We start from the raw sequence: 24,218 nt of genomic DNA, 5'->3' as shown, positions 1-24,218 counted from the left end.
GGTATCGGGATGGGTACAAACCCCCGGATCGCCACGTTTGTTACATCAAGATGACGGCTCTGAACCAATGTTTACGGGATGCAGGCTTGTGTCACGAATGTACGAGATTTGTAAAAAAGCGCACAAAAGACTTGGTGCGATCAGGCGCATCGGCCGATACTCGCGCCCATTCAATTGGTTGGAACAAGGACATTTCATGCTCATCGCACAAGGAATCCTCGCATGACGATCGGCTATACCGGCGCCTGGGAAAGCAAGGCAGGCGTAATGGTCCGTGATACCGGCGCGAAAAAGCAGGTTTCGCAGAGCGTCAAAGTGCAGCAGATGCTGACGCTGGTCGGCAACGATCCGAATGCGCTGAATGTGGCGGAGATGGATAAGCAGGGTTTGCGCAAGCAGATCAAGGGCTTCGACCCGGCCAACGTTTCCGTCAAGCAGTTGGGCAACCTCAGCGAATTCCTGCGCGGGCGCGGCCTGATTTCCGAGATCACCTCGATCACTTTGCTCAATGCCGGCGACAAATTCGACCGCTTCGGCGTGCAGAAAGACCCGGAGGCGAAGTTCAACGCGCTGGAATATTTCGCCACTCAGCTCGATGCCATCCAGACCAACAGTCTCAATGGCAATTACTACGGCAAGAGCCTGATCCCCGAATTCAAGAAAGCCATTTACGTCCTGCAGAATCTCAAGACCTATGGCGAAGGCAATGCGGCAGTTCCGTCCGACAAAGGCCTGAAGGCAAAGGCGTAACGTCTGCTGATGATGCCCGCTCATCCGTGTGCGGGCTCATGCTGTTTACGCCGCCGGCACGGCTTGCCGAGTGATGTGACGTTGTGCCTGGTCATGCAACTGCTGCATGTGCGGACAATGCAATGTCAGCCTGCGCGTGCGGTAGCCACGATGAAACAGCGCCAGCCATCCCCCTCGATTATCCTGTGCAGGCGCCAGGCCGGTGAAAGCAAAACCGATGGCGTTGAGGCTGTGCAGATCCACGGCAAACTGTCGCGAAAGCTGTAGACGAATCGAAACCAGCCAATGCCCGGGCAGTGATCGCAACTGGTCGAGCAGTTCCGGATTGAGTTTTTCCAGCCACATTTCATGGCGGCTGCCGTGCTGCTGGACCTGAACCGAAGCTCCGCGCCAGCGTCCTGCATCAGCCCCGACGCCGAACACAGCGCTCAGACGCTCCATCAAGGGGCGGCAACTGGCTGGCCATGCCTGTTCTGGCAATGGCCGTTGATAGCCATCGATAGCACGTACACCCAACACGATCGACTCGGGTTTTTTGCAGCCAAAGGGTGAGCGGACATAGTCCGGCAACAATCCAGTGTTGTGAAAACCGAGGTTGATAGCCATGCGTTGGGTGTAAGGGTGATGGGTGACCTGTTTGATCGAGACGCTGCGACAACCCAACGCCTGCGCATGAGTCAGCAGTTGTCCGCCCAGCCGCGTGGCAATGTTCTTTCCACGGGTATCGGGATGTACGACGCTCAAGGCCAGTTCGGCATCGTGCGAGCTTTCGCTTTGCCGATACAAAGTGGCATGACCAAGAATCCGCTCACCCTCCACTGCAACCAGTGAATGCCAGCGTTTGTCGGCGTGGTTCTGATTGATCAGGCAGGGCATGTAAACGTCGGTTTGCACGTAATGATCACCGTAGACCTCGCGAAACAGCTGGCTGACGGCCTTGGCGTCGGTGTCACGGTAATTGCGCAGAATCAACGACTCCATCACGCACCTCCCGCTCTTCCTGGTCATAGCAGCGCAAGTCGACGATCCGCAGGCTTTTCCCTGCGCGAGGATGGCGCGCCAAGTCCTCAAACCGGCAACTCTTGATGCGCAGCTCCAATAACCGCTCAGCCCGCAGTTGCGCGATCGGCGGGTACAGTTCGATCAAGCGGGCCTCAAGTTTCTCGTCGATGAGCGCCGATCGTTCGATGACTGCGTATTTCAACGTCAAGACATCAGCGCTGTTGGCTTGTTCGATCAGCAATTGCCAATCGTCGCTGCCAGTAATGCTCCGTACGCTTTCGCTGATTTCATCGGTCATCAGCGACAGAATGCCGACCCGCACCCGCTGGCTATTGCCGCTGCGTCCTCTCAGGGCGAATTTGCGTCGTGCAGTGCCCGGCGGTTCGCGCCAGCACGCTAGATCTCCGACGGGATAGCGGATCAGCGGCATCAAGCGGCGATGCAGATTGGTCAATACGAGCAGACCGGTTTGATTGCAGGCCTCGATCGTTGCGCCGCTGTGCTGATCGACAATCTCCAACAGGACGTGACCGTCGGGTGTGCGATGTTCTCCTTCGATGCAGTCAGGATGACTGGCGCCAATGAATCCGCCATCGACGCTGGCGTAGCCGATCGAGGCAATGCGCGCGTTGGGCAGCACTTGCTCAAGGAGCTGGCGTTGTGAGGCAAACAGGCTCTCCCCGCCGTAAAGCACACTATCAACCAGGGGCAACGTAAGGCCGCGTTGTTTGAGCCAACTGGCGAAAGTCAGTAATTGCGCGGGCACGCCAGCCAGTACATTGATTCGATGCTGGTTGATGGCGTCGGCCAACTTCGGTGGATCAACCTCGCCGGTAAACGGAAACTCGCTGACAGCTGTTTGAACATGGGCGAGTGAGTCATGAATAAACACAAAACTGGCGTAGAGGTCGCCAGCGAAAAACAGGTTGGCGACACGGTCCCCGGGGCTGAACTGCTCGCTCAGACTGCGGCCGAAATCTTCCACCGTGCGCTGCCATTCCGTGCGGGCATACACGGACAGCCTGCCACCGCCGGTTGATCCACCGGTCTTGAACACCAAGGCGTGCCCAATGGGGGCCGTCAGGACCGGCCATTGCGCGAGATCCGCGCTGTCTTTCCAGAAGTCTGCCGGATCAAGCAGTGGCAGTTCGCACAGTGAACTTATCGCCTCGGGGATGTTGGCGAGACTGTTCTTGTAGTAGGGCGAATGCTCACGGGCGAAACCCGTTAATTCGCTAATCGAGTCGGTTGTTTTCACGGTGTGTTCTTCTTGATTCGAATGAGCCAGCTCACGGCAAGCGTCAGCGGCGGGAGTCAATGACCAGCGGCGTCTTGCCACTGTGTTTGTTTCGAACGAAGTGTTCGGGCGAGCATTGCTCGATCTGCAGCACCAGCAATCCGCTGTCGATGATGGTCGTCAGGGTCAGGTAATCGGCGAGACGTGTTTCAACGGTGGCGGCTGTAAGTTCGCAATGCAGTTGCATGCGCTCGACGCCCTCGGCGCTGTGGTCCAGATGCAACTGAAACGGCACTTGCAGCCGTGACGCCAATTCGCTCAGGGAGATAAAGTCAGTGCCGATACGCAACAACTTGCCGTGGCGTTGCAACAGTTCAAAGCGGGGCGACTTCAGCCCGCAGGCGCAGACGCCCGGGAGCCAGCGTCCGCTGTCGCCAATCTCATAACGCTGCACGCGCTGACCACCCTCGCGGGCGAGCGAGGTCACCAGCAGCCGGCCCACCTGATCATCCGCCACCGGCACATCCTCATCGAACGCGACAATCTCCAACTGCTGGATCTCGCTCATCAGATGGAAAACCCCATCCGCCGAATCCTCGCAGGCATGCCCAAGCGGACCGGCGTCGACGCTGCCGTAAATCGCCGAGCGAATGGTCGAGACGCCACAACTGCGCAGCAATTCACGGTTCTGCTCGCTCAGGTGCTCGCCACCGAGAAAGACCTTTTCGACTCCGGCATAAGCACGCAGACGCTCCTGTTGATTGAGGAACAGACGATGCAGGGTGCCGGGCATACCGACCAGCACGTTGACCCGTTGGTCGATGATCAATTGGGCAATCTCCCGATAATCGTCATCAGCAGGGGCGGCCATGGGCAGGTGCGTCACCTCGAGCAGTTCCAGCGTTTTGCTGAAGCTGAGAAAGCCGCCGTACAGCCCGCCACAGAAGAACAGGTTCATGACTCGGTCTTGTGCTGGATCCAGACCGGCAGCGAACAGGCCATCAGCGGTCGCGCGCATCTGCCGATCAAAGTCGCGATAGCTGTAGCCGGCCAGAGCAGGGGTGCCGCTGCTGCCTCCAGAGCGGAAATACAACTGCGCCTGATCGTTGATGGGCTGGGTAACGAAGGCTTCTTTGTCCATGATCGCAGCGCACGGCGTCGCCGCTGATGGTGCTGGATCGAGAATGGCCTGATTCGGCAGTTGCGTGGCTGCAAGACTCACCGATACCCGTCGACTCAAACGTTGCAGCGCATAGACGCCATCATGGGGTTCGCCCTCGTACCCGTCGTGAATGTTGCCGATCGGTGCGATCCGCGTGACTCCGGCAGCGATCAACGCATGGGTAAGCTCGACAATTTGCGATTGTGCGCATACCAGCGCACAGCTTTGCAGGACGTTGCGCCACGGCAGCAGAGTGGCGGGCAGCAGCGCCTGCGGCACCGGGTGCAGCAATACGCTGCGAAACAGCGGCGAAGGTGCGAGTTGCCGATCATGGGTCCAGATCACCCGCCAGCCTGGGCCGTGCCAGACTTGCCCGGTGTGACCGGCGAAACTCTGACCGAGGCGGGCCATCTGCGTGTGCGTGGTAATTTGCGCAGCTTCCTGGCGTGTCGGCACCAGTGCCGGCCACTGTGCGGCGCGTCGTTGCAGGGCCTGCGCCAGGCGTTCACCGATATCGCGCAAGACTTGCGTGTCGTCGCTGTCCACCAACAGCCATTGCGGGCTGGAGCACGCCTGCTGATCCAGTCGGCAAACTTCGTCGGCGACGGCATCAAGCGCCTCTGGCGTAGCCGATGCAGGAGTGAGATAGACGAAGCTGATGCGATGCCCCCAGTCGATCCAGCGACAACCCGGCGCGAGCTGTTGCCGAATGGCTTGCAAGGCCGCTTCGCCACCCCATGCCGCGACGCCATTGGCCGATTTGCATAATTGGCCGATCTGCTCGGTGCTCGCTGGAACCACCGCCACGTGGCCGGCCAGTTGTCCGCTCGCATCGCAGTTCACCAACGCCCGCAACAGTCGCGCCGTCAGGCCTTGATCGCTGCGGCTGGGGCGCAACCAGTTGACGTTGCCGGCGAGCAGACTTTCCACCACCGCGCAAAAGGCCAGCAGCGGCGCGTTGGCCGGGGTGATGTGCACCACCAGCCCGAGCGGGCGCCAGGCTTCGAAGCGTGGCAGGCGATAATCGATACGGCGCAGGGAGTCGGCAGCGACGCCGAGTTCGCGCTGGCGTTTGATCGTCAAGGCTTCAGGTTGGCAGAAATCGATCAAGGCCTGCCGTTGTTCGCTGTCGAGGGGCAGGTTCGTGCGCGAGTCACGCAGCAGCTGGGCAAAAACAGTTATCGCCGTGATGACCGTGCTGCTGTCTAGCGACGTCGCCAAACGCTGGGGCAACTTGTGTTGCAGGTCTTGCAGCGCTTGGTCGAGGCTGTAAATGTCGTGCAGTTGTCCATTTATCAAATACATTTCAGTGACTTCCCAGTAATTCGGCGGCGGCCATCGCGCAGCTTCTGCCGGCCGTGGTGCCGGCGCGGCCGTGCAGTTCGAACCAGTCGCTGGTCAATCCACAGCCGCAACTTGCGCCCGGGTGCAGCGTGGCAAGGTCGCTCATCACCACGGCATGCGCCGGGCTGGATGAGATGTAAGGCGAGACGAAGCCGAGCAGGCCTTGTTGGCCATAGGGCAGCAGAGAAAAATCCGCCGCATCGCGAATCAGCACCCGCGAATACACCGGCACATGAAAGCGGTGACGGGCGCATTCGATATAAGGCACCGCATGCTCGACAGCGCCGTAACCGTCGCGGCAGCGGGCGGTTTCGATGCCCAATTGCCGATGGATATGGGCATAAAACTGTTGTTTAGGAATTTCCTGCGCAGCCAGGGTTTTCCAGCCGCCGCCAAAAAAGGCCAGCGAACCGGCGGGCAATTGCACATCCTGTACAGCGGTAGCCTGCATGCGTTGCAGGGTCTGCCAGAGAAACGCCGGGAAGCCGAAAATCCGTACCGGCAAACCTTCTTCAGCGAATGACTGCAATGCGGCGATGACACCGAATACGTCGAACTGATGGCCGCTACCGGTGTCGCGCAAGGCGTAAACCACGCGATTGACCGGGGCGAACCGACAGAGAAACTGGTCGGTAAACGAAGTCCCGAGCGTAATGTGACCCTCGGGTTCGTAGCTCAGCAGCAGGTAGTTGCACGGCGTATCCGGAGTGTCCCAACCGTAATGGCGAAAGATCTGCGCAACCATGAACTGCGCCCGCGCCAGGCTGCGTTCGTCGTAACGCATCCGGCTTTTCTGCCCGCTGGTGCCCGACGAAGTCAGTTCGAGGGCGTCTGCGCCGGTGCTGCTGAGCAGCAGGTGTTGCTTGAAGAAACTGGCAAAGATCGGCGGCAGACGTGACCAGTCATCAAGACTGTCGAGGTCTTGCGGTGCCAGCCCATGGGCGTTGAGCCAATGGGCGTAACCCGGGGTGTGATCGCAGTGAAAGCGGCTGATTTCCTTCATCGCCCGATCAAACAGACCGGGCGCGGCTGAATCCGCGCAATAGGGGTGCTTCAACGCGCACAGCGCGTCGGCATAGGGTAGGTGAGTCATCAGTGTTCCTTACTGAGGCGAGGCCACATCAGCTGTGGTGGTTTGCAGGAGCCGGTAAACCATGGGCAGGCACATCAGCCCGCCGAATGCGGCCCAGAGAGCGAAGTATTCAAGACGGCCGCCGCCACCGATGGCCGCAATCAGCGAACCGCCAAGGCCCATGACGGCGATCGAAATCATGCCGGTCAGCGCCGACACCAGACCTTTGCTGTCGTCGCTGGCAAACAGCGCCAGGCGATACACCGCGGCGTTGCTCATGCCCAGCCCGACGGCGTACAGCGATAAACTCGCCACCACCGGACCAAGCCCCGCGCCGAACAATGCGCACGCGGCCAGAAACAGAAGGCCCAGACAGAACGGCCAGAGCGCCAGTTGAATCAATTGCGTCAGCGAATGAGTCTGCAGCAAGCGGTCGAGAATCAGATTGCCGGCAATCACCGCTGAGAAAACCGGAATCTGCCACAGGCCATATTCCAGCGGCGGCAGTTCCAGCACCCGCACCAGCAGCAACGGTGCCAGGCCTATCCATGTGATCAGGGGCAGACTCATCAGGCCCAGCGCCAGACTGGCGCAGAGAAAACGCGGGTTGCCTAACAACGCGCCATAGCGCCGTGAAGTGCAACGCCAGGAGAAGGGCACACGGGGTGTTCGATGACCATCGCGGCGCTCGACGCCTACGGTTTCCGGCATCCACAGCAACAGACCGAGCCAGACCAGCGCTGCCGTGAATCCCAGCAGCAGAAAGATTTCCCGCCAGCTCAGCCATTCCAGCAACAGGATCCCCAGTAGCGGGCCGAGCAGCGGCGATAACAACGCAACATTGCCGAGCAACGCCATCAGCCTGACGGCGTCCGCTTCACAGAACACCTCCTGTAGCGCCGGATAGCTGACTGCGACGACAAACCCCAGACCCATGCCTTGCAACAGCCGCAACAGGTTGAACGCTCCAATACTGTCGGTGAAAAAAGCTGCCGCGCACGACAATCCGAACAGCGCGCTGCCCGATAACAACAGTGGTCGTCGGCCGTATTGATCGGACAACGGGCCGAGCAACCATTGCAGGCACACGCCACCCAACAGATACAGGTTGAAGGCATGGGGAACATGCCGCACGTCCGCGTCGAGGTCGGTGGTGACATCCAGCATCGCTGGCATGATCACATCGCTGGCCATGTAAGTGAGCAGTTCGAAAGCGGTCAGCGCCAGACAGAAACCCGCAACCTGTCTGGGGCCGATATTGATAAGTGTTCTCTGCATGAACATCCCTGTTTTATGAGTGGTAGGAAGTTCGCAGAGCCTAGGCGCAGGCGCACAGCCGACCTAGCCGTTTGCTGCGTCAGCAGATTTCAAAAACTTACGGCATGTTTAAAGGATTGGCGCGGCGCGAAAGCTGTTTACCTGGTTGCCATTGCGGCGAAAACAACGATGCCCGCGTCAGTGCGGGCATTGTTTGCGCTGGATCAGGGAGGGCGGGCATGTCTCAGGGTTGGGTGCCCATGCAGCCAAAAAACCTCAGGGGCGGTAACATGAGCACCCGTTTGCCCTGGCGCATCCCCCTCATCCGGGAAACGCTCGGCGCGCAACCGGCTACATTTCAATGTTTCAGGAAACCGCAATGACCCAGAAGCAACGCTTGATTTATTCGATTCTGATCGCTCTGTCGGTACTGGCGATCATGCTGGGCCTGTCCTGGCTGCAGAATGCCGGCATGATCACCGAGAAGACTTTCCAGTACGTGGCAATCGGCGTGGCGGTCGTGGTAGTCATCATCAACGGCGTGATGCGCCGCAAGGTCAAGCCCTGAAGGCGAGCCTCATTCGTGGTTGAGGACCGCTGCAGCCTGCGGGTGCAGGCTGTAACTCTTGTCGGCGTTGAAGGTGATCACGCCTTCGGCGCACAAGCGTTTAAGCACTTCTCGCACGCTGAGAAACGACAGCGGCACGTCCAGATCGAGCAACTGGCTATGTACGCCACGTACGCCCAGGCGACGATTGCTCTGTGCCGCCACGAGCAGCGCGTCGATGACTTTCAGGCGAATCAGGCTGGTGCGCAGGCCGAAACTCTTCAGTAGCACGCGAATACGCTCGTTGCCCGGGCGCTCGCCGCGCTGGGTGAAATTGCCAGAGTGCGAACTCATGGAAACGCCCTGTGGCGTCTGGCTACCGTCCGTTGGTAGTTGCGAGTTGTACATGCGATTACTCCTTTTCAGAGCCAGATCGGGAAAGGTTTTGTTGCGGTCTCTAAACAAGACGTTTCAGCGCGACAAATCATGAAAGAAAAGATGTAGAAATTTCGTCGCTAATTCGTCTCAGCCTTGTGATGACGGCATTGCCCCAATGGGCTACCCGCTAAATTTTTTCCCTCAGCTTCGTTTCTTCGACAGGCTCATTGCGCGTGGACGCAGGGGCAATCGACCTTTCGATCAGGAGCAAGCGTGATTATTTCCAGGCAACTCACCGGGCTGGCCCTCGCCAGCACCTTGTTCGGACTGAGCCTGTCGGCCCATGCACTGAGCCCGGCTGCACAAACCAGCGCCGATATTCGCCGCACCAGTTTCGGCGTGCCGCACATTCGCGCTGAAAACGAGCGCGGTCTGGGTCTCGGCATCGGTTACGCCTACGCCCAGGACAATCTGTGCCTGCTGGCCAACGAGATCGTCACGGTCAATGGTCAGCGCTCCCAATATTTCGGCCCGGAGCAGTTCACTGTTGAACAACGGCAAAACCGCGTCAGTGATGTGTTCTTCACCTGGCTCAATACCCCTGAAGCGGTCGAAACCTTCTGGCAGGCGCAACCGACGCAGGTCCGCGACCTGGTCGAGGGATATGCCGCCGGTTACAACCGCTATCTGGCTGAACGCCGTCAGCAAGGGTTGCCGCAGCAATGCCAAGGCGAGTGGGTACGTGACATCAGCGCCGAGGATCTGGTCAAACTGACGCGGCGCCTGTTGGTTGAAGGTGGGGTGGGGCAGTTCGCCGAAGCCCTTGCTGGCGCGACGCCGCCGCAAGTGACCGCGCAGGTGAAGCGCGACACCGAGGCGTTCCAGTTGGCAGACGCGCGTCAGCAACGTTTTGCTCTGGATCGCGGCAGCAACGCTGTGGCGGTCGGCAGCGAGCGCTCGTTCAATGGCCGTGGCATGTTGCTGGCCAACCCGCATTTCCCATGGGTCGGGGGCATGCGCTTCTATCAGATGCACCTGACCATCCCCGGCAAGCTTGATGTGATGGGCGCCGCTTTGCCGGGATTGCCGATGATCAATATCGGTTTCAACCAGCATCTGGCCTGGACCCACACCGTCGATTCGTCGAAACACTTCACCCTGTATCGCCTGCAACTTGATCCAAAGGATCCGACTCGATATTTGCTCGATGGCAAGTCGCTGCCACTGAACAAACAGACGGTTACCGTGCAGGTCAAGCAGGCTGACGGACAGGTCGTAGCGGTTGCGCGCGACATCTACAGCTCGCAGTTCGGCCCGATCGTGCAATGGCCGGGCAAGCTCGACTGGGACAGGCAATATGCCTACAGCTTGCGCGATGCCAACCTCGACAACGACCGCGTGCTCGAACAGTGGTATGCGATGAACCAGGCCAGCAATCTCAAGGATCTGCAAGACGCGGTGCACAAGATCCAGGGCATTCCGTGGGTCAACACCCTGGCAGTGGATGACAAGGGCCAGACGCTGTACATGAACCTGTCGGTGGTACCGAACGTCAGCGCGGAAAAACTTGCCAAGTGCAGCGACCCACGCCTCGGTCTGCGCATGATCGTACTGGACGGTTCCAACAGCGGCTGTGCCTGGGATATCGATCCGCACGCGGCGCAGAAGGGCATCTTCGCTTCCAGCCAGTTGCCGCAATTGCTGCGCAGGGATTTCGTTCAGCACTCCAATGATTCGGCATGGCTGGCCAACCCGGCTCAACCGCTCACCGGCTATTCACCGCTGATCAGTCAGGAAGGACAACCGCTGGGCCTGCGCTCACGATTCGCGCTTGATCGTTTGGCTGAACTGAGCAAGAAAGGCCCGCTGGCAGTCAAGGATCTGCAGCACATGGTCATGGACGATCAGGTCTATCTGGCCGCGGAGGTCATGCCCGATCTGCGGAAGTTCTGCGGCGCCGATCTGGGCAGCGATGCCGCGACACTCAAGTCTGCGTGCGCCAGCCTCAAAGCCTGGGACGGCCGCGCAAATCTGGATTCCGGGCTCGGTCTGGTGCATTTTCAGAACATCATGCAGGCGCTGCTTGAATCAGCGGATATCTGGCGTGTTGCATTCAATCCGGCAGATGCGCAACACACTCCTCGCGGCCTGGCAGTCGAACAACCTGCCGTCGCCAAAGCACTGCGTGAAGCGATGCTCGCGTCGGTTGAGCGGGTCGCAAAAATGGGCCTGAAACCCGACACGCGCTGGGGTGATGTCCAGGTGGTCAGCAGCGGCGGGCAGCAAACGCCGATTCATGGCGGGCCGGGGACGCTGGGCATCTACAACGCGATGCAAAGCGTGCCCCGCGAAGACGGCAAACTTGAAGTGGTCAGCGGCACCAGCTATCTGCAAGTTGTGAGCTTCGATGAAAAAGGCCCGCACGCCCAAGGGCTGCTGGCGTTCTCGTTATCCAGTGATCCGATGTCGAAATACTCGCGGGATCAGACTGCTGCATTTTCGAAGAAGCAGTGGAGTGTTCTGCCGTTCACCGAACAGCAGATCCAGGCGGATCCGCAATATCAGGTGCAGACGATCAAGCAGGATCAGGCAGGGAAGGTGGCAGCGCAGTAAAACAGTCACAGCTCGAAACAAACGAAGGCCGCCTCCCGCAAGGGACGCGGCCTTCAGCTTTTCGGCGGGCGTTGCGGCATCGAATTGATTACCGGGTTGCCTTCCTTGTTGCGCGTCAAATAGACCGGCAGCACTTTCGGCAGGCTGTTGGCGAGGTGGTTCATCTCTTTGATGTTGTAGACGCCGCCCACGCGGATCGCGCCGGTACTGGTGTCGGCCAGCATCAACGGCTTGTCGAGGTAACGGTTGATCAGCGGCAGGGCGTCGTGCAGCGCGAGGTTGTCGAGCACCAAACGGCCGCTGCGCCAGGCCAGCGAAGTATCGCCAGGGTAGGTCTGACTGATTTGCGGCGCGTAATCGCCATGCCGGTAGCGCGCCTGCATCGAGGGACTGAGGCGCAGACCGTCGCCAGGCAAGTCGCGATTGCTGCTGACCAGCACCGAACCTTCGATCAGATTGACTCGCACCTGATCTTCGTACATCCACACATTGAACCGCGTACCGGTCACGCGGATCTTGCCGTCGCCGGCGCGAACCACGAACGGATGAGACGCGTCATGGCTGACATTAAAAAACGCCTCGCCCTTGTTCAGGGTGACGCGACGTTCATGTTTGTAATTGCTGAAGCTCAGGTCGGTGTGCAGGTTGAGTTCGAGCTGGCTGCCGTCACTCAGGGTGATCTGACGCACACTGTCGGTGGCGGCGTAATGCTGATAACTGTTGGGCACCCAGCCCAGACTCCAGCCGCTGTAGGCCGCGAGTGGCAAGGCGAGGGCGCAGGCGCCAGCAATGACCGCGAACTTGCGCCACGAACGCGAAGGCTTGCGCTGCGCGGCGAGTGCCTCGGGCTCGGTTCGAGGCAGATCTCCGGCGACTTCCCAGATCTCTTGCATGGCTTCGTATTCGAAGGCATGCAAAGGATGTGCAGCGTGCCAGGTCTCAAATGCGCGACGCTCCTCGTCCGTGCAGTCAGCGGCGTGCAGACGCATGCACCAGTGCGCGGCGGCATCGGTGATCGCATCGTATTCGGCTTCCGAGAGAGTGTCTTGGGTCATTGACTCGTCCTGATTTCGCTCATTCTAACCTCGCCGGCAGGCTGCCGAGAACATCCGTCATGGCATTTACCCATCAACGTGGAACTTATTTTTCCCTGTGGCGCCCAAAAAAACAGGAAGCAACTGCCTACTATCCATAAATGGAGTGAAAAAATGATCAAAAAGACATTCGCTGCCCTGATCGCCACTGCTGGTTTGCTCGGTGCCGGTGCCGCTCTGGCGGACAAGCCCGGCGCAGGCTGGATCACCATCGAAAAAGCCATCGAGGTCGCCAAGACCAAAGCCGGCTATGTCGAAGTCTATGAGATCGGCGCCGATAATGACGGCTACTGGGAAGGCAAAGGGCGCAAGGCCGATGGCACCGCCTACGAGTTCCGCATCGACGGCGCCTCGGGCAATGTGCTGCGCGAACAGAAGGACTAACCGACCGTAATCACTTTTGACTCTGGTCATGAGCAATGCGCTGGCGTTACGCCGGCGCATTTTTTTTGTCGTCACGCCAGCGCTTGCGAGGATCCCGCCTGATCTGCAACCGGCGCCGATAGCGGTATGGGCGCGGGAAGCGGGTCGAGCTGGCGCCCCAGTTCGCTGATGAGCAGGGCGATCGAGTCGGCGTTGGCGAGCATCACGTCGACCCGCGCATCTGCTGAAACAGGACTGCGAAACGCTCGGCGCGCGTCTGCAAGGTTTGTGGTTTTGGTAAGGCTGAGGATTTTCAGGTAATCCGCGGCATGCGTCGGCATTTTGTCCAGATCGGTCCAGACGTGGTTATCGGATTTCACCGCAAACAGGTGCGAGAGATTGCCGTAGCGCGACAATAACCTGCGATAACGTTCAAGCGAGCCCTTGGCCGCTTGCCCCTCTGCCGTCGTCGTGTCGATAAGGTCGAGATAAGGCCCCATGGCCTGGATCGTCACCAGATCTTCGCTGTCGCAAACCAGATGCGAGAGTTCATGGATAATCGTTACCGCGCGTGCGTGTGAATCAACATTGAATCGAGGAGGCAGATGGGCGGTGTATTTGTCCATTCTGGGATTGAAAAAAACCTCGGTGAGATGAATTATTTTTTGTTTGTCCTGTTTGAAAACGAAAGCAACGGTATTGGCGCTGCCAGGCCCATTCAGACCAGTAAAGAAGCGCTCGGTGTAGAGCAAATCATCTTTTGGGTTCGTCAGTTCCTGGCAGACAGGAATTATCACTTTCTCGAGTTTTGTGAGCAGCAAGGGCGTTACCTCATGCACCTCGAAGAACTCCTTCAAAACCCTCTCCAGCCGTGTGCCCGCAGGGTGGCTGCGCTGTGTAACGTAGTTATGCAGGCAGTTGACTGCGTATTCTCTTGCACGGTTTACGGCTTGCTGTATCACGAACGCCCTGGCCGGATAGCGACGGTGGATCTGGGCCATGCCTCTGGCCTGGATATACATTTCTATTGAGCGGTTTTCCTCGACTTCATGTTGAGCAGGGTCACGACGTTTTGATCGGCAGCGATGAACCGGCTGGCTGGCGCTTGCAACAACCAGACGGGCATTTTTCTCTTCGAGTGCCGGCCCCTGACTGCCGTCTTTTTTGCGCAAATACCAGTTTTTTTCGAGCTGGACTGCCGGATACACCTTGCCGGCAATGGCGGCGTATTTCTGCGTCGTTGACGAATCCCCATAGACCAGCTTATTGGCATCAAGCTTGAGGGATTCCAGCGCCGTACTGCTTTCAAAGGGCTGCAAATCAATCCGAGCGGGCGTGACGGGCGACACCTTTGCCCAGCCAGAGGCGACTTGCACCGTTGTGGCTGTACCCGCAGGTGCTTGCGCCTCTGCGGCGAATTCGGAGCCGGCCGTTTCTGCCTCGCTTTGCCATGACAGACGTCCCAGGCTGAAGAGGGTAATCGCCCCTGCGATGAAGCTTTTCAGGGCATTTGCCCAGTGGTGATCCTGAAGGCCTTCGGCGGACGCCTTGAAGTCCTGGTAGCTTCGCCACAGAAAAAAACCGGACGCGAGTTTGCCCGGTAGCAAATGTGGCACCAGGCGCACGCCGTGACTGAAGAGAAACTTCACCGCTTCCCAATCCGCTTGGCCATTGACCTGTGGCTGGCTGCGCAACAGTTGCGGCAGAAGACGCAGAGTGTCCTGGTGAAACCGCTCGAGCACGTTGCCATTGATGGGCGCGCCATGAAGAGTGATTTCACTGTCTTTGCCGATCGTTGTTTTCAACAGGCTCTTGAATATCGCCTGCTGAGCTTCAGGCAGACGCCGGATGATCAAATCCTGGAAGTGCCCGGGGGTATTCAGTGCCTCGATCAGCTGCGCTTCGTTTTCGAATTCGCGAAAGACATACCTGGAGTAAGGCGCATAGAGGACCCGGGGGCCTGTTTGCCCTGCGCCCGGACTGAAGACATACAAACCGAGTGTGTCGACGCAATCAGCGCCTGGGGTCTTGATCAGCGATAGGGGGCAGGCGATGGCATGAGCGCCCTCGACCGCAGCGCGCGCTATCGCGTCGGGCATGTCGAGGACCTGGCAAATGTAGTCATAGCCGGTATCCGAGAGCTGTTGCTGCAATTTCATCGAGTGGGCGTGTTGCATCAATTGCCAGGGCAACTGGCGCAAGAACCGTTCTTTGCTGGTGCGAGCAGACGGGCTGTCGGCTGACAGCGCTTCGGTGACTTTCGCGGTGTAGGTGGTAGCAACATCAAGAGATTGCAGTAATTGCCGTACCGCGGCCTGGGCAAACTCTTTTGGTAAGGCTGTGGCCGTTGTCGAGGCGACTTTGAAACCGCTGCCCTGCACGACGTTGTAGTGATGCAAGGCAAATTCCAGCAAGTCGCAGGCAGGGCCGGCCAATATCAGATTGGGGGTGATCCGGATGTCCTGTGGCTTGAGCCCGTTGCCTGGAAAGCGGGCATCGAGCAGGGTTTTGAGAGTCTGCTCGATATGAGTGGCCAGCGCCGGGACCTCATCGAGGAAATCCTTGCCATCGATGAACGCATGCCGCAGTTCATCCAGCAGCGCGAGTTGCGTGCGTTGCTCCGTCGCCGAGGCCATACGCAACCAGTCGGGGTAATCCAGATGACACGAAAGGGTTCGTGCAAGATCGATCGCGCGTCGCAGGTTGGTATCGATGACAGCATTCTTCATTTCATCAAGGAAGCTCGCCAATGTCTTTGGCTCCTTGATGCAAACTCGCAGCAGTTCACATTCCGCCAGGAACTGTTCAATGGCAGATTGCATGCGGTCTCGGGAGACACTGCCATTAATCAATTGAAACTCGCCCAGTGTGTATTGCTGGTCCAGTCTGTGTTGCGCCTTTGGCAGATTTTCCAGCAGCGTGTGACTCTGGTTATTGTCGTCCAGCCGTTGCTGCAATTGCTTTTGCGCACTGGCGATGTCGTCAAACAGCTCCAGGCCCAGGGCCGGTGTCCAGAGGATGGCGCGCCCGGAATGTTTCACGTCCATGCCGCCGCGCTCGGTCAGCAGCACACAGTGAGCGAGCGGCAGCGCAGCGTTGGGCTCGGCCCCGATGAGGGTCAGTGACCAGGCATCGGGGCGAAAACCATTGAGTGACTGGCGGTCCCTGCGTGTCGGGTGCCTGGAATCGAACACGGTGTCGACGATCTTTCGTTCCGCCTCCAGCCATGACCCGCTGAGGCTGCGCAGGTACGCCTCACCACGCAGGCCGTCTTCGAATGCCTGGGCCAGTTTCCACAGAATGCCTTCCAAAAAGACGCGCTGTTCGGCACCGTGCGCGGTCGGCTGGTCTTTGAAGTGGCTGGTCAGATTATCCAGCGTCCGCCCCAGAAGTGCCGCCTGCTGCGCAGCCTTGTCTGCCTGCACGAGTGACGATGGCGGTGTACTGGTAAACAACGGTCGGGTACTCCAGCGCTGATTGACGTCGAGCTTGAGCAGCCGTTCATGAATCATTGAGCGGATATCCAGCGCCTTGTCGAAGAGCGCATGGATGTCAGTGGTGCGCTCGCTCTGACGAAAACGCTGCAGAACGAATTCAACGTTCTGACGTTGCTTGGTGATGATGGCCTCGAACAGCGTGGTCATGATCTCACCGCCAATGTTTTCCCCGGATACCTGCGCGTTAGCGAAGCCAAGGTAACGATTGCGCTCTTGCAGATTCATCAGCCCGTAGAGTTCGTCTTCGTGTCCGGCAGCCCGCATTTTCGCGGTCAGTGTCTGTTTGAGATCCGCGTAGTCCGCGAGTACCTGCAGGCCCTGGCTGGGCGTATAGAGATAAGCCTTGTCGTGATTGATCATCAGCGAACCGGCCAGCTCGACACAGGCTGTTTCTTCGCTCAGGCACACGGTTTCGAACGTTGGCCGCCGTACCGCAACGGTTGGCTCACGTACCAGGCTGTGCAGGGCGTTGAACTCGCCGGCGGTGAGGATCTGCGTTTCGCGCTTGATCATCAGATCCGCGCGCGCCTGATCCTGCAGCGTTTGGCTGAAGAAAGTTCGTCTGGGCGAGCCTTCGAATGAAGCGCCGTTCCAAAACACCTCAAGCTGTCGAAACAACAGCATGGTCAGTTTTCCCGACGCCGACTTGATCGCATTGGTCCAGGCCGACTGATCGTCTTCGCGTACCGAACGGGCGGGATGGGTGAATTCTACGGCCTGACCGTGGGGCCAGCCCTGACGGTGAAAGTGCACCAACAGCGCTTCAGTCAGCGACAGCGAGTCGACCCACTGTTTCCCATCCGAAGAAGTCACCGAATAGAAACCGACCCGGGTAAGCGACTGTTGCACGGCGCCAAAATGCGCCTCGAGCAGTTCGTCGAGAATCTTTTCCAGCAGCGTTGCAAGGGATGGCAGGCGTTTGAGCTCGTCCAGCAGGTCACGGGCGCACCTCTCCAGAGAGTCGCCGATTGCCAATTGCTGGTCCTCGAACACATCACCTTCGATGGTTTCGCAAGTCAGGGTGATACTGCGTTTTTCCACCAGTTCCTTGCGCAATGAAACCGAGAGGAAAGCCAGCAGATCATCAGCTTCCCCGGCATTGTCGAGGCGTGTCTGCAGGGCGTCCGTCAGTGCCTGGCGGTCAGCGAATTTTTTCAGGCCATCGTAGGGCGTATAGAGAAACACGCCGTTGTCATCCGGCCCTGCGCTGAGTATGAAGCTGCCTGCCAGCGGCACGGCCAGTTGCTTGTCGGCGTTGAGCAGGATGCGTTCGGCCAGCATTGGCGGTGTTTGCTTGTTGCGCAGCGATTGCGTAGCGAGTTGCGCATGTGCAAGCCAGTCGAAGTCTTTGCTGTTGAGACCGTGTGCCGGACCGAGGTCAGCGTGCAGGCCGGGTGAATCGAATATCACTGGAAACAACAGCGGGGCAGTCGGGGTGGACATCATTGCAACTCTGAACAGGGCGCCATTGGGCTGGAACTCAACAGTAAATGCGCAGAGTGGAGCACTTGCGGTAGATAGTGACCGCACGTGCCGAGATCAAAATGTGCATCAGGGCGCGCCAACCGATGGCAATGAATCGAAGGGTTGACAGCTGGCAGCTCGGACAGGGTTAATCGGTGGGCAAAATCGACCGTACGCTGTTGTTCCCTCCAATAATCATTCTGGAGCTTCAGATGTCTGCGCCACACGATCATGGCTCGTCCACAGTGTCCCTCGAGGCACTGACGCAACTGCTTGAAACGATTTTTCTGCGCCACGGCACCTCCAGCGAAGTCGCACGGGTACTCGCCGTCAACTGCGCCAACGCCGAACGCGACGGCGCTCACAGTCATGGCGTGTTTCGCATCCCCGGTTATGTCTCGACGCTGAAAAGCGGCTGGGTCAATGGTCATGCCGTGCCACAGGTTGAAGATGTCGCGCCGGGGTTTGTCCGGGTTGACGCTGGCAACGGTTTTGCCCAGCCAGCGTTGGCAGCGGCCCGACCCTTGCTGATCGAGAAGGCGCGTCATGCCGGCATCGCAGTCCTGGCAATTCGCAACTCGCATCATTTCGCCGCTTTGTGGCCGGATGTCGAGCCCTTCGCCGACGAAGGTCTGGTGGCGCTGAGCGTGGTCAACAGCATGACCTGCGTGGTGCCCCATGGCGCTGATCGGCCATTGTTCGGTACCAATCCGATTGCCTTCGCCGCGCCAAGGGCCAACGCCGCGCCGATTGTGTTCGACCTTGCCACCAGCGCCATCGCCCATGGCGATGTGCAAATTGCAGCCCGTAAAGGTGAAAAACTCCCGGCCGGCATGGGTGTCGACAGCCTCGGCCAGCCGACCCAGGACCCCAAAGCGGTTCTCGAAGGCGGCGCCTTGTTGCCGTTCGGCGGGCACAAAGGCTCGGCGCTGTCGATGATGGTCGAGTTGCTGGCGGCGGCATTGACCGGCGGCAATTTCTCATTCGAGTTTGACTGGTCCAACCATCCCGGCGCGAAAACGCCGTGGACCGGTCAGCTGTTGATCGTCATCGACCCGAGCAAAGCGGCGGGGCAGAGCTTTGCCCAGCGCAGCGAGGAACTGGTGCGGCAGATGCACGGAGTCGGGCTCAAGCGCCTGCCGGGGGATCGCCGGCATTTGCAGCGCAGTCGATCAATGGCGCAAGGGATCGTACTGGATGAGCAGACGCTGGGGCAGTTGCGGGAGTTGGCGGGGGAGTGAGTCTTTTGTTGTTCTGACGATTGCAGTGACAAGGTCAAAAGCCCTTCACCCTAGCCCTCTCCCGGGGGGAGAGGGGACTGACCGCGTGGTTTGGGCGAGGTACGCCGACTTGGGATACCGAGGTGAATTCAGTAATGGAAAAGCAAAGCGGTGGGCATAAAAAAAGCGAACCGGAAGGCTCGCTTTTTTTGTAGCGCTGGAACTCAGCGACGGCCGAGCAGCAGGCCCACCACCAGGCCGAAACCGGCGGAGATCGCCACGGTTTGCCAAGGGTGACCACCGATGTAGTTTTCGGTGGCTTCGACGGCGGGTTTGGTGCGATCGCGCACGCTGGACACCGAATCCAGTGCCAGCTGCAGTTTCTGGGCGATTTGTGCACGCAGCGTTTCTGCTTCTTCGCCGACCAGTGAAGCGCTGCTCTTGAGCAGTTTGTCCGATTCTTCGATCAGAGCCTGAAGCTCGCTGAAAGCTTGATCCTTGATTTGCTCTTCGGCAGCTTGCGAGGCGGTTTTACGGGCCATTGGGTGACTCCTTGCAGGTGAATGGACAGTGACCAATGGAGTGTAGCGGCAGGCGAAAAGTTGCATGTCATTCGTGGAGAAGGGAAAAACCTGCACCGGAGATTTCCATCGAGCGTGTAAGATGTCGCCATTTTACGCAGCAGGATAAATCCCCATGAGTTTCAATCTGGCCGACAAATCCCTCGCAGAGCGCGCAGCGCTGGAAGATGAGAAATCCCGTCTGTTCGAACTCTGGCAGAACAATCTGGGCAAAGCCAAAGGCGAAGCCGCGCGCTTGTTTGGGGAGCGCTCCAAGCGCAAGGGCAAATGGGCCGAGTGGGTCCGCGCCGAACTGGACGGCATGTCGCCGCCGGAGTTCGCCAACATGGTGCGCAGTGAAGTCAATCGCCTGATGGCGGCGAACAAATAATCCGCTTCACGCCTGGCTGAACGTGGCGGCAATCGCCTCGCGAACCTTGACCAGCACCGGATCGATCTGCGTGCTGGTGCGCCAGCCCAGTTCCACCGGATAGCGTGGTAACGCCAGAGGGCAGGGCAGCAACGCCAGCCCGCTCAGCGCCGCGATGCTTGCGGCGGCATGGGCCGGGATGGTCGCCACCGCCTGACTACCCTTGAGCAGGAAGGGCAGCGCGGCGAAATGCGTGGTCGACGCGCAGACTCGCCGGCTCAAACCCACTGCCGCCAATCCCTCATCGGTAATGCCGATAAAGCCGCCCGACGACACCAGAATGTGCTCGCGTTCAACGAACTCTTGCAACGCGATCTGCTGTTGGCCTGGCGCGAGACTGGCCGGGTCGACCAGACACGCATAGCCGCCTTCCCCCAACACCTGACGACTGAGCAGGCGCTCGGAAAAGCCGCCGGCAGTGATCGCCAGGTCGATGCTGCGTTCCATCAGCGCGCGGGCAACGATCTGGCTGTGGGTCTGGCGAAATATCAACCGCAGCTTCGGCGCACGGCGGGCGATTTCCTCGATCAAGTGGCGTCCGTAGGCAATTTCAAAATCATCTGACAGACCGATCGCCACCGAACGTCCTTCGTATTGATTGGCCGCCGGATCGAGCATGGCCAGACTTTGCCGGCATTTGTTGAGCGCATCGCTGATCACCGGTTTCAGCTGATTGGCTTGCAGGGTCGGCGCCAGTCCGCGCCCAGTGCGCACGAACAACTGATCGCCATACACCTCACGCAAGCGGCGCAATGCCGCGCTGACTGCCGATTGCGTCACGCCCAGGCGCAGGGCGGCGCGACTGGCACTGGATTCATCGTGCAGTGCTTCGAAGACTTTCAGCAGGTTGAGGTCAATGTCGGAGATATTCATTTGGCTCATATCATTCAGCAGTCGGCAGGGCTTTATTCATGATCGCGTGACGCTGGAGAATCGGCAACACCTGAAACTGATGGAGTAAATACGATGGCCAGATCCATAGTGGCGGCGTTGCAGATCGGCGCATTGCCCGGCGGCAAAGGCGAAACCCTTGAACAGATCCTTGCTTGGGAAGACGCAATCCGCGAATCCGGCGCCGCGTTGGTGGTGATGCCGGAAGCCTTGCTCGGCGGCTACCCGAAAGGCGAGGGCTTCGGCACCCAATTGGGCTATCGACTGCCCGAGGGGCGTGAGGCCTTTGCGCGTTATTTTGCCAACGCCATCGATGTGCCCGGCGCCGAAACCGACGCGCTGGCCGGATTGTCAGCGCGTACCGGGGCCAATCTGGTGATCGGCGTGATCGAGCGCGCTGGCAGCACGTTGTATTGCACGGTGCTGTATTTCGATCCGCAGGCCGGGCTGCTCGGCAAACACCGCAAGCTCATGCCCACCGGCACCGAGCGACTGATCTGGGGCAAGGGTGATGGCTCGACGCTGCCGGTGTTCGACACCCAGGTCGGCAAGCTTGGCGCCGTGGTCTGCTGGGAAAACATGATGCCGCTGCTGCGCACGGCGATGTATGCCAAGGGCGTTGAGGTCTGGTGCGCGCCGACCGTGGACGAGCGCGAGATGTGGCAGGTCAGCATGCGCCACATCGCCCACGAAGGCCGCTGCTTCGTGGTCAGCGCCTGTCAGGTGCAGGCCTCGCCGGATGATTTGGGGGTGGAGATTGCCAATTGGCCGGGTGATCGACCGTTGATTGCCGGTGGCAGCGTGATCGTCGGTCCGATGGGCGATGTGCTGGCTGGACCGTTGCGTGGCGAAGCGGGCTTGCTCACGGCGCAGATCGACACCGATGAACTGATCCGTGCGCGGTATGACTACGATGTGGTCGGCCACTACGCGCGGCCGGATGTCTTCGAGTTGACCGTTGATGAGCGTGCGAAGCCGGGGGTGCGGTTCAACTCCTGACCTTGATACTTGTTTTGAACCTGTGGGAGCTGGCTTGCCAGCGATGGGGCCATGTCAGTCGACATCTTTTTGGCAGATGCACCGCTATCGCTGGCAAGCCAGCTCCCACAGGGATCGGTGCGCGATCAGAAAACTTTTACCAGGTCGCCGCACTCGCCTTGGGCAGGCTCAACTTGCCGCTGTCGGTAAAGCGCATCGTGCCAAACAACCCGCCCGCCAGTTTGCCGCGCAGCACGTAGGGCAGATTATCGAGGCTTTGCGTCTGGCTCAGGCCCAACGTCTGGCGCAGCACCGAGAACGCCGAGACGCTGACCGGCACCGTGACAATGGCTTCAGAGAAACGCGGGATCGAGCCGCTCTGATCGCTCACACCCGAAGCCAGCGAATGACCATTGACCTCCAGATCCAGCGCGATGCCGTTGTAATCGATCGCCGTTTCATTGGGGTTCTGTACGCGCAGCTTGATCGCGAAGCGTACTTCCAGTTCCTGGCTGGGTAACGGTTCGAGGCCGACCACGTTGATGTTCACCGGATCGCGGTTGGGAAACAGCGCGCAGGCGCTGAGCGACAACAGCACAAGCGACAGGATGACGGCGTGGACGCGGCGCATAAAAATCTCTCGACAAAAAAAGGGCTTAACCGTCGCCGATGCAGCCCTTTTTTTCGAGGCGTGACGTCAGCGGTTCAACTGTGCGACAGCCGCCGCTTGGCCGGGTTCACCTTTGGCGGCGACGTCGGGGTTTTCCATGACCTGCAGAATCGAAGCTTCCGGGTCGAAATCATCTTCTTCCAGCTCGATGAATTCTTCCGGCAGGAAGATGTTCAGCACGATAGCGCACAACGCACCGACAGTGATTGGCGATTCGAAGATGTTGCGCAGCGCTTGCGGCAGTTCGCGCAGGACTTCCGGCACCGCCGCGATGCCCAGGCCCATGCCCAGCGAGATCGCCACGATCAGCATGTTGCGTCGATGCAGGCCGGCCTCGGCGAGGATCTTGATCCCGGCCACGGCGACGGTGCCGAACATCACCAGCTCAGCGCCGCCCAGCACCGGTTTCGGCATCAGTTGCAACACCGCGCCGATCATCGGGAACAAACCGAGCAACACCAGCAGCCCGGCGATGAAAAACGCCACGTAGCGGCTGGCCACGCCGGTCAACTGGATCACGCCGTTGTTCTGCGCAAAGGTCACCATCGGCATGCTGTTGAACACTGCCGCCATGGCCGAGTTGAGACCATCGGCGAGCAGGCCGGATTTGATCCGGCGGATGTACAACGGGCCTTTCACCGGTTGCCGCGAGATCATCGAGTTGGCGGTCAGGTCACCAGCCGCTTCCAGCGGCGACACGAGGAAAATCACCGCCACCGGCACGAACGCCACCCAATCGAAGTTGAAACCGTACTTGAACGGCACCGGCACGCTGACCAGCGGCACTTCGGGCATCGAAGCGAAATCCACCGTGCCCATCAGCCATGCCACCACGTAGCCGAGCGTCAGGCCGATGACGATCGCGCCCAGCCGCAGAAACGGCACGTCGACTCGGTTCAGCACAACGATGGTGCCGATCACCAGCGCCGCCAGAAACACATGGCTGGCCGCGCCAAGATCTGTTGCACCGAAGCCGCCAGCGATGTCGGTCATCGCCACTTTGATCAGCGACAGGCCCATCAGCGTGATGATCGTGCCGGTGACTACCGGGGTGATCAGCATGCGCAGCTTGCCGATGAACTGGCTGAGCACCACTTCAATGAAGGCAGCGAAGAAGCACACGCCGAAGATGGTCGAGAGGATTTCGTCAGTGCCACCGCCGCGCGCCTTGACCATGAATCCGGCGCTGAGAATCACGCTGATAAAGGAAAAACTGGTGCCTTGCAGACACAGCAGACCGGAACCCACCGGGCCGAAGCGCTTGGCCTGGACAAAGGTGCCAAGGCCGGAGACGAACAGCGCCATGCTGATCAGGTAGGGGATTTCACTGTGCAGACCGAGGGCGCCACCCATGATCAGGGTCGGGGTGATGATGCCGACGAAACTGGCCAGCACGTGCTGCAACGCGGCGAACACCGTGGCGGTCAGGTGCGGACGGTCGTTGAGGCCGTAGATCAGGTCGTTGTTGCGCGGGGTTTTGTCAGAGGCGGTCATGGTGATGTGCGCGCCGCAAGGCGGGGCCGGGTCAGAAAATGGGTGCGCAGAATGCCGGAAGAGGGCGGCGAGGGCAACGAGCAATAACTGCCTGAAAGGTCAGGTTTTACTGCCTATGTGGGAGCGAGCCTGCTCGCGAAAGCGGTGGCTCAGTCTGCATCTCGGTGACTGACGAGCCGCCTTCGCGAGCAGGCT

Annotated in this window: 19 protein-coding genes; 7 read left to right on the top strand and 12 right to left on the bottom strand. The window is 59.5% G+C overall.

Annotated features, from left to right (window positions below; all coding sequences use genetic code 11):
• Positions 1–222: 222 nt before the first annotated feature.
• Complete coding sequence (locus tag ACV8MC_RS20330; RefSeq protein WP_024012886.1) at positions 223–750, top strand: hypothetical protein; 528 nt, start codon at positions 223–225, stop codon at positions 748–750.
• A 45-nt stretch (positions 751–795) separates the two neighbouring features.
• Here the strand turns inward: ACV8MC_RS20330 and ACV8MC_RS20325 are convergent, their stop codons facing one another.
• Genes ACV8MC_RS20325 through ACV8MC_RS20305 form a run of 5 tightly spaced genes read right to left on the bottom strand, consistent with a single transcriptional unit; the run spans position 796 to position 7,845 of the window.
• On the bottom strand, positions 796–1,731 hold the full coding sequence (locus ACV8MC_RS20325) for a GNAT family N-acetyltransferase (protein ID WP_095179965.1): 936 nt from the start codon (positions 1,729–1,731) through the stop codon (positions 796–798).
• On the bottom strand, positions 1,700–3,010 hold the full coding sequence (locus ACV8MC_RS20320; RefSeq protein ID WP_457263223.1) for a phenylacetate--CoA ligase family protein: 1,311 nt from the start codon (positions 3,008–3,010) through the stop codon (positions 1,700–1,702). The genes ACV8MC_RS20325 and ACV8MC_RS20320 overlap by 32 nt, the downstream gene beginning before the upstream one ends.
• A gap of 43 nt (positions 3,011–3,053) precedes the next feature.
• The gene (locus ACV8MC_RS20315) at positions 3,054–5,456 is read right to left on the bottom strand and encodes an aldehyde dehydrogenase family protein (protein ID WP_457263222.1); all 2,403 of its coding nucleotides are present in this window, start codon (positions 5,454–5,456) and stop codon (positions 3,054–3,056) included.
• Position 5,457: 1 nt separating this feature from the next.
• Positions 5,458–6,588 carry a LuxE/PaaK family acyltransferase gene (locus tag ACV8MC_RS20310; protein WP_457263220.1) on the bottom strand — a complete coding sequence of 377 codons (1,131 nt, stop codon included), beginning with the start codon at positions 6,586–6,588 and terminating at the stop codon, positions 5,458–5,460.
• Positions 6,589–6,597: 9 nt separating this feature from the next.
• On the bottom strand, positions 6,598–7,845 hold the full coding sequence (locus ACV8MC_RS20305; protein WP_315435037.1) for an MFS transporter: 1,248 nt from the start codon (positions 7,843–7,845) through the stop codon (positions 6,598–6,600).
• A gap of 358 nt (positions 7,846–8,203) precedes the next feature.
• On the opposite strand from ACV8MC_RS20305, the gene ACV8MC_RS20300 reads away from it, so the two are divergent.
• Entirely contained in the window at positions 8,204–8,392 is a 189-nt protein-coding gene (locus ACV8MC_RS20300; protein WP_041480969.1) for a hypothetical protein, read from the top strand.
• A gap of 9 nt (positions 8,393–8,401) precedes the next feature.
• Here the strand turns inward: ACV8MC_RS20300 and ACV8MC_RS20295 are convergent, their stop codons facing one another.
• Positions 8,402–8,779 carry a fe2+ zn2+ uptake regulation protein gene (locus ACV8MC_RS20295; RefSeq protein WP_041480968.1) on the bottom strand — a complete coding sequence of 126 codons (378 nt, stop codon included), beginning with the start codon at positions 8,777–8,779 and terminating at the stop codon, positions 8,402–8,404.
• Between the two features lie 243 nt (positions 8,780–9,022).
• Here ACV8MC_RS20295 and pvdQ point away from each other — a divergent pair, with 243 nt between their 5' ends.
• Positions 9,023–11,362 carry a bifunctional acylase PvdQ gene (gene pvdQ, locus ACV8MC_RS20290; RefSeq protein ID WP_457263217.1) on the top strand — a complete coding sequence of 780 codons (2,340 nt, stop codon included), beginning with the start codon at positions 9,023–9,025 and terminating at the stop codon, positions 11,360–11,362.
• Positions 11,363–11,415: 53 nt separating this feature from the next.
• Here the strand turns inward: pvdQ and ACV8MC_RS20285 are convergent, their stop codons facing one another.
• Entirely contained in the window at positions 11,416–12,417 is a 1,002-nt protein-coding gene (locus ACV8MC_RS20285; RefSeq protein WP_150742091.1) for a FecR family protein, read from the bottom strand.
• A 153-nt stretch (positions 12,418–12,570) separates the two neighbouring features.
• Here ACV8MC_RS20285 and ACV8MC_RS20280 point away from each other — a divergent pair, with 153 nt between their 5' ends.
• Positions 12,571–12,840, top strand: coding sequence for a PepSY domain-containing protein (locus ACV8MC_RS20280; protein ID WP_095179971.1), 270 nt, complete (start codon positions 12,571–12,573; stop codon positions 12,838–12,840).
• Between the two features lie 71 nt (positions 12,841–12,911).
• Here the strand turns inward: ACV8MC_RS20280 and ACV8MC_RS20275 are convergent, their stop codons facing one another.
• Positions 12,912–17,759 carry a dermonecrotic toxin domain-containing protein gene (locus ACV8MC_RS20275; protein ID WP_457263215.1) on the bottom strand — a complete coding sequence of 1,616 codons (4,848 nt, stop codon included), beginning with the start codon at positions 17,757–17,759 and terminating at the stop codon, positions 12,912–12,914.
• A 233-nt stretch (positions 17,760–17,992) separates the two neighbouring features.
• Between ACV8MC_RS20275 and ACV8MC_RS20270 the strand changes: the two genes are divergently transcribed.
• Entirely contained in the window at positions 17,993–19,021 is a 1,029-nt protein-coding gene (locus ACV8MC_RS20270; protein WP_150635369.1) for an Ldh family oxidoreductase, read from the top strand.
• Positions 19,022–19,224: 203 nt separating this feature from the next.
• Here the strand turns inward: ACV8MC_RS20270 and ACV8MC_RS20265 are convergent, their stop codons facing one another.
• On the bottom strand, positions 19,225–19,542 hold the full coding sequence (locus ACV8MC_RS20265) for a DUF883 family protein (RefSeq protein WP_016774661.1): 318 nt from the start codon (positions 19,540–19,542) through the stop codon (positions 19,225–19,227).
• Between the two features lie 154 nt (positions 19,543–19,696).
• Here ACV8MC_RS20265 and ACV8MC_RS20260 point away from each other — a divergent pair, with 154 nt between their 5' ends.
• Positions 19,697–19,951 (top strand): hypothetical protein, encoded by a 255-nt coding sequence (locus ACV8MC_RS20260; protein ID WP_003224595.1) that lies wholly within the window; start codon positions 19,697–19,699, stop codon positions 19,949–19,951.
• Positions 19,952–19,957: 6 nt separating this feature from the next.
• Here ACV8MC_RS20260 and ACV8MC_RS20255 read toward each other — a convergent pair whose 3' ends face one another.
• Complete coding sequence (locus ACV8MC_RS20255; RefSeq protein ID WP_457263212.1) at positions 19,958–20,872, bottom strand: LysR family transcriptional regulator; 915 nt, start codon at positions 20,870–20,872, stop codon at positions 19,958–19,960.
• Between the two features lie 84 nt (positions 20,873–20,956).
• Here ACV8MC_RS20255 and ACV8MC_RS20250 point away from each other — a divergent pair, with 84 nt between their 5' ends.
• Entirely contained in the window at positions 20,957–21,880 is a 924-nt protein-coding gene (locus ACV8MC_RS20250) for a carbon-nitrogen hydrolase family protein (protein WP_150742094.1), read from the top strand.
• A 136-nt stretch (positions 21,881–22,016) separates the two neighbouring features.
• Here ACV8MC_RS20250 and ACV8MC_RS20245 read toward each other — a convergent pair whose 3' ends face one another.
• Both ACV8MC_RS20245 and ACV8MC_RS20240 read right to left on the bottom strand, forming a co-directional pair.
• Positions 22,017–22,490 carry an LEA type 2 family protein gene (locus ACV8MC_RS20245; protein WP_056785875.1) on the bottom strand — a complete coding sequence of 158 codons (474 nt, stop codon included), beginning with the start codon at positions 22,488–22,490 and terminating at the stop codon, positions 22,017–22,019.
• Positions 22,491–22,556: 66 nt separating this feature from the next.
• On the bottom strand, positions 22,557–24,023 hold the full coding sequence (locus ACV8MC_RS20240; RefSeq protein WP_252880086.1) for a nucleobase:cation symporter-2 family protein: 1,467 nt from the start codon (positions 24,021–24,023) through the stop codon (positions 22,557–22,559).
• Positions 24,024–24,218: the final 195 nt, after the last annotated feature.

Source organism: Pseudomonas sp. PK-RTE-24 (genome assembly GCF_054052265.1).
This window is presented reverse-complemented; position numbering and strand designations above follow the sequence as displayed.

Coding starts and splice junctions, on each gene's coding strand:
- ACV8MC_RS20330 (WP_024012886.1), top strand. CDS start 223: ATGACGATCGGCTATACCGGCGCCTGGGAAAGCAAGGCAGGCGTAATG.
- ACV8MC_RS20325 (WP_095179965.1), bottom strand. CDS start 1,731: ATGGAGTCGTTGATTCTGCGCAATTACCGTGACACCGACGCCAAGGCC.
- ACV8MC_RS20315 (WP_457263222.1), bottom strand. CDS start 5,456: ATGTATTTGATAAATGGACAACTGCACGACATTTACAGCCTCGACCAA.
- ACV8MC_RS20310 (WP_457263220.1), bottom strand. CDS start 6,588: ATGACTCACCTACCCTATGCCGACGCGCTGTGCGCGTTGAAGCACCCC.
- ACV8MC_RS20305 (WP_315435037.1), bottom strand. CDS start 7,845: ATGCAGAGAACACTTATCAATATCGGCCCCAGACAGGTTGCGGGTTTC.
- ACV8MC_RS20300 (WP_041480969.1), top strand. CDS start 8,204: ATGACCCAGAAGCAACGCTTGATTTATTCGATTCTGATCGCTCTGTCG.
- ACV8MC_RS20295 (WP_041480968.1), bottom strand. CDS start 8,779: ATGTACAACTCGCAACTACCAACGGACGGTAGCCAGACGCCACAGGGC.
- ACV8MC_RS20285 (WP_150742091.1), bottom strand. CDS start 12,417: ATGACCCAAGACACTCTCTCGGAAGCCGAATACGATGCGATCACCGAT.
- ACV8MC_RS20280 (WP_095179971.1), top strand. CDS start 12,571: ATGATCAAAAAGACATTCGCTGCCCTGATCGCCACTGCTGGTTTGCTC.
- ACV8MC_RS20275 (WP_457263215.1), bottom strand. CDS start 17,759: ATGTCCACCCCGACTGCCCCGCTGTTGTTTCCAGTGATATTCGATTCA.
- ACV8MC_RS20270 (WP_150635369.1), top strand. CDS start 17,993: ATGTCTGCGCCACACGATCATGGCTCGTCCACAGTGTCCCTCGAGGCA.
- ACV8MC_RS20265 (WP_016774661.1), bottom strand. CDS start 19,542: ATGGCCCGTAAAACCGCCTCGCAAGCTGCCGAAGAGCAAATCAAGGAT.
- ACV8MC_RS20260 (WP_003224595.1), top strand. CDS start 19,697: ATGAGTTTCAATCTGGCCGACAAATCCCTCGCAGAGCGCGCAGCGCTG.
- ACV8MC_RS20255 (WP_457263212.1), bottom strand. CDS start 20,872: ATGAGCCAAATGAATATCTCCGACATTGACCTCAACCTGCTGAAAGTC.
- ACV8MC_RS20250 (WP_150742094.1), top strand. CDS start 20,957: ATGGCCAGATCCATAGTGGCGGCGTTGCAGATCGGCGCATTGCCCGGC.
- ACV8MC_RS20245 (WP_056785875.1), bottom strand. CDS start 22,490: ATGCGCCGCGTCCACGCCGTCATCCTGTCGCTTGTGCTGTTGTCGCTC.
- ACV8MC_RS20240 (WP_252880086.1), bottom strand. CDS start 24,023: ATGACCGCCTCTGACAAAACCCCGCGCAACAACGACCTGATCTACGGC.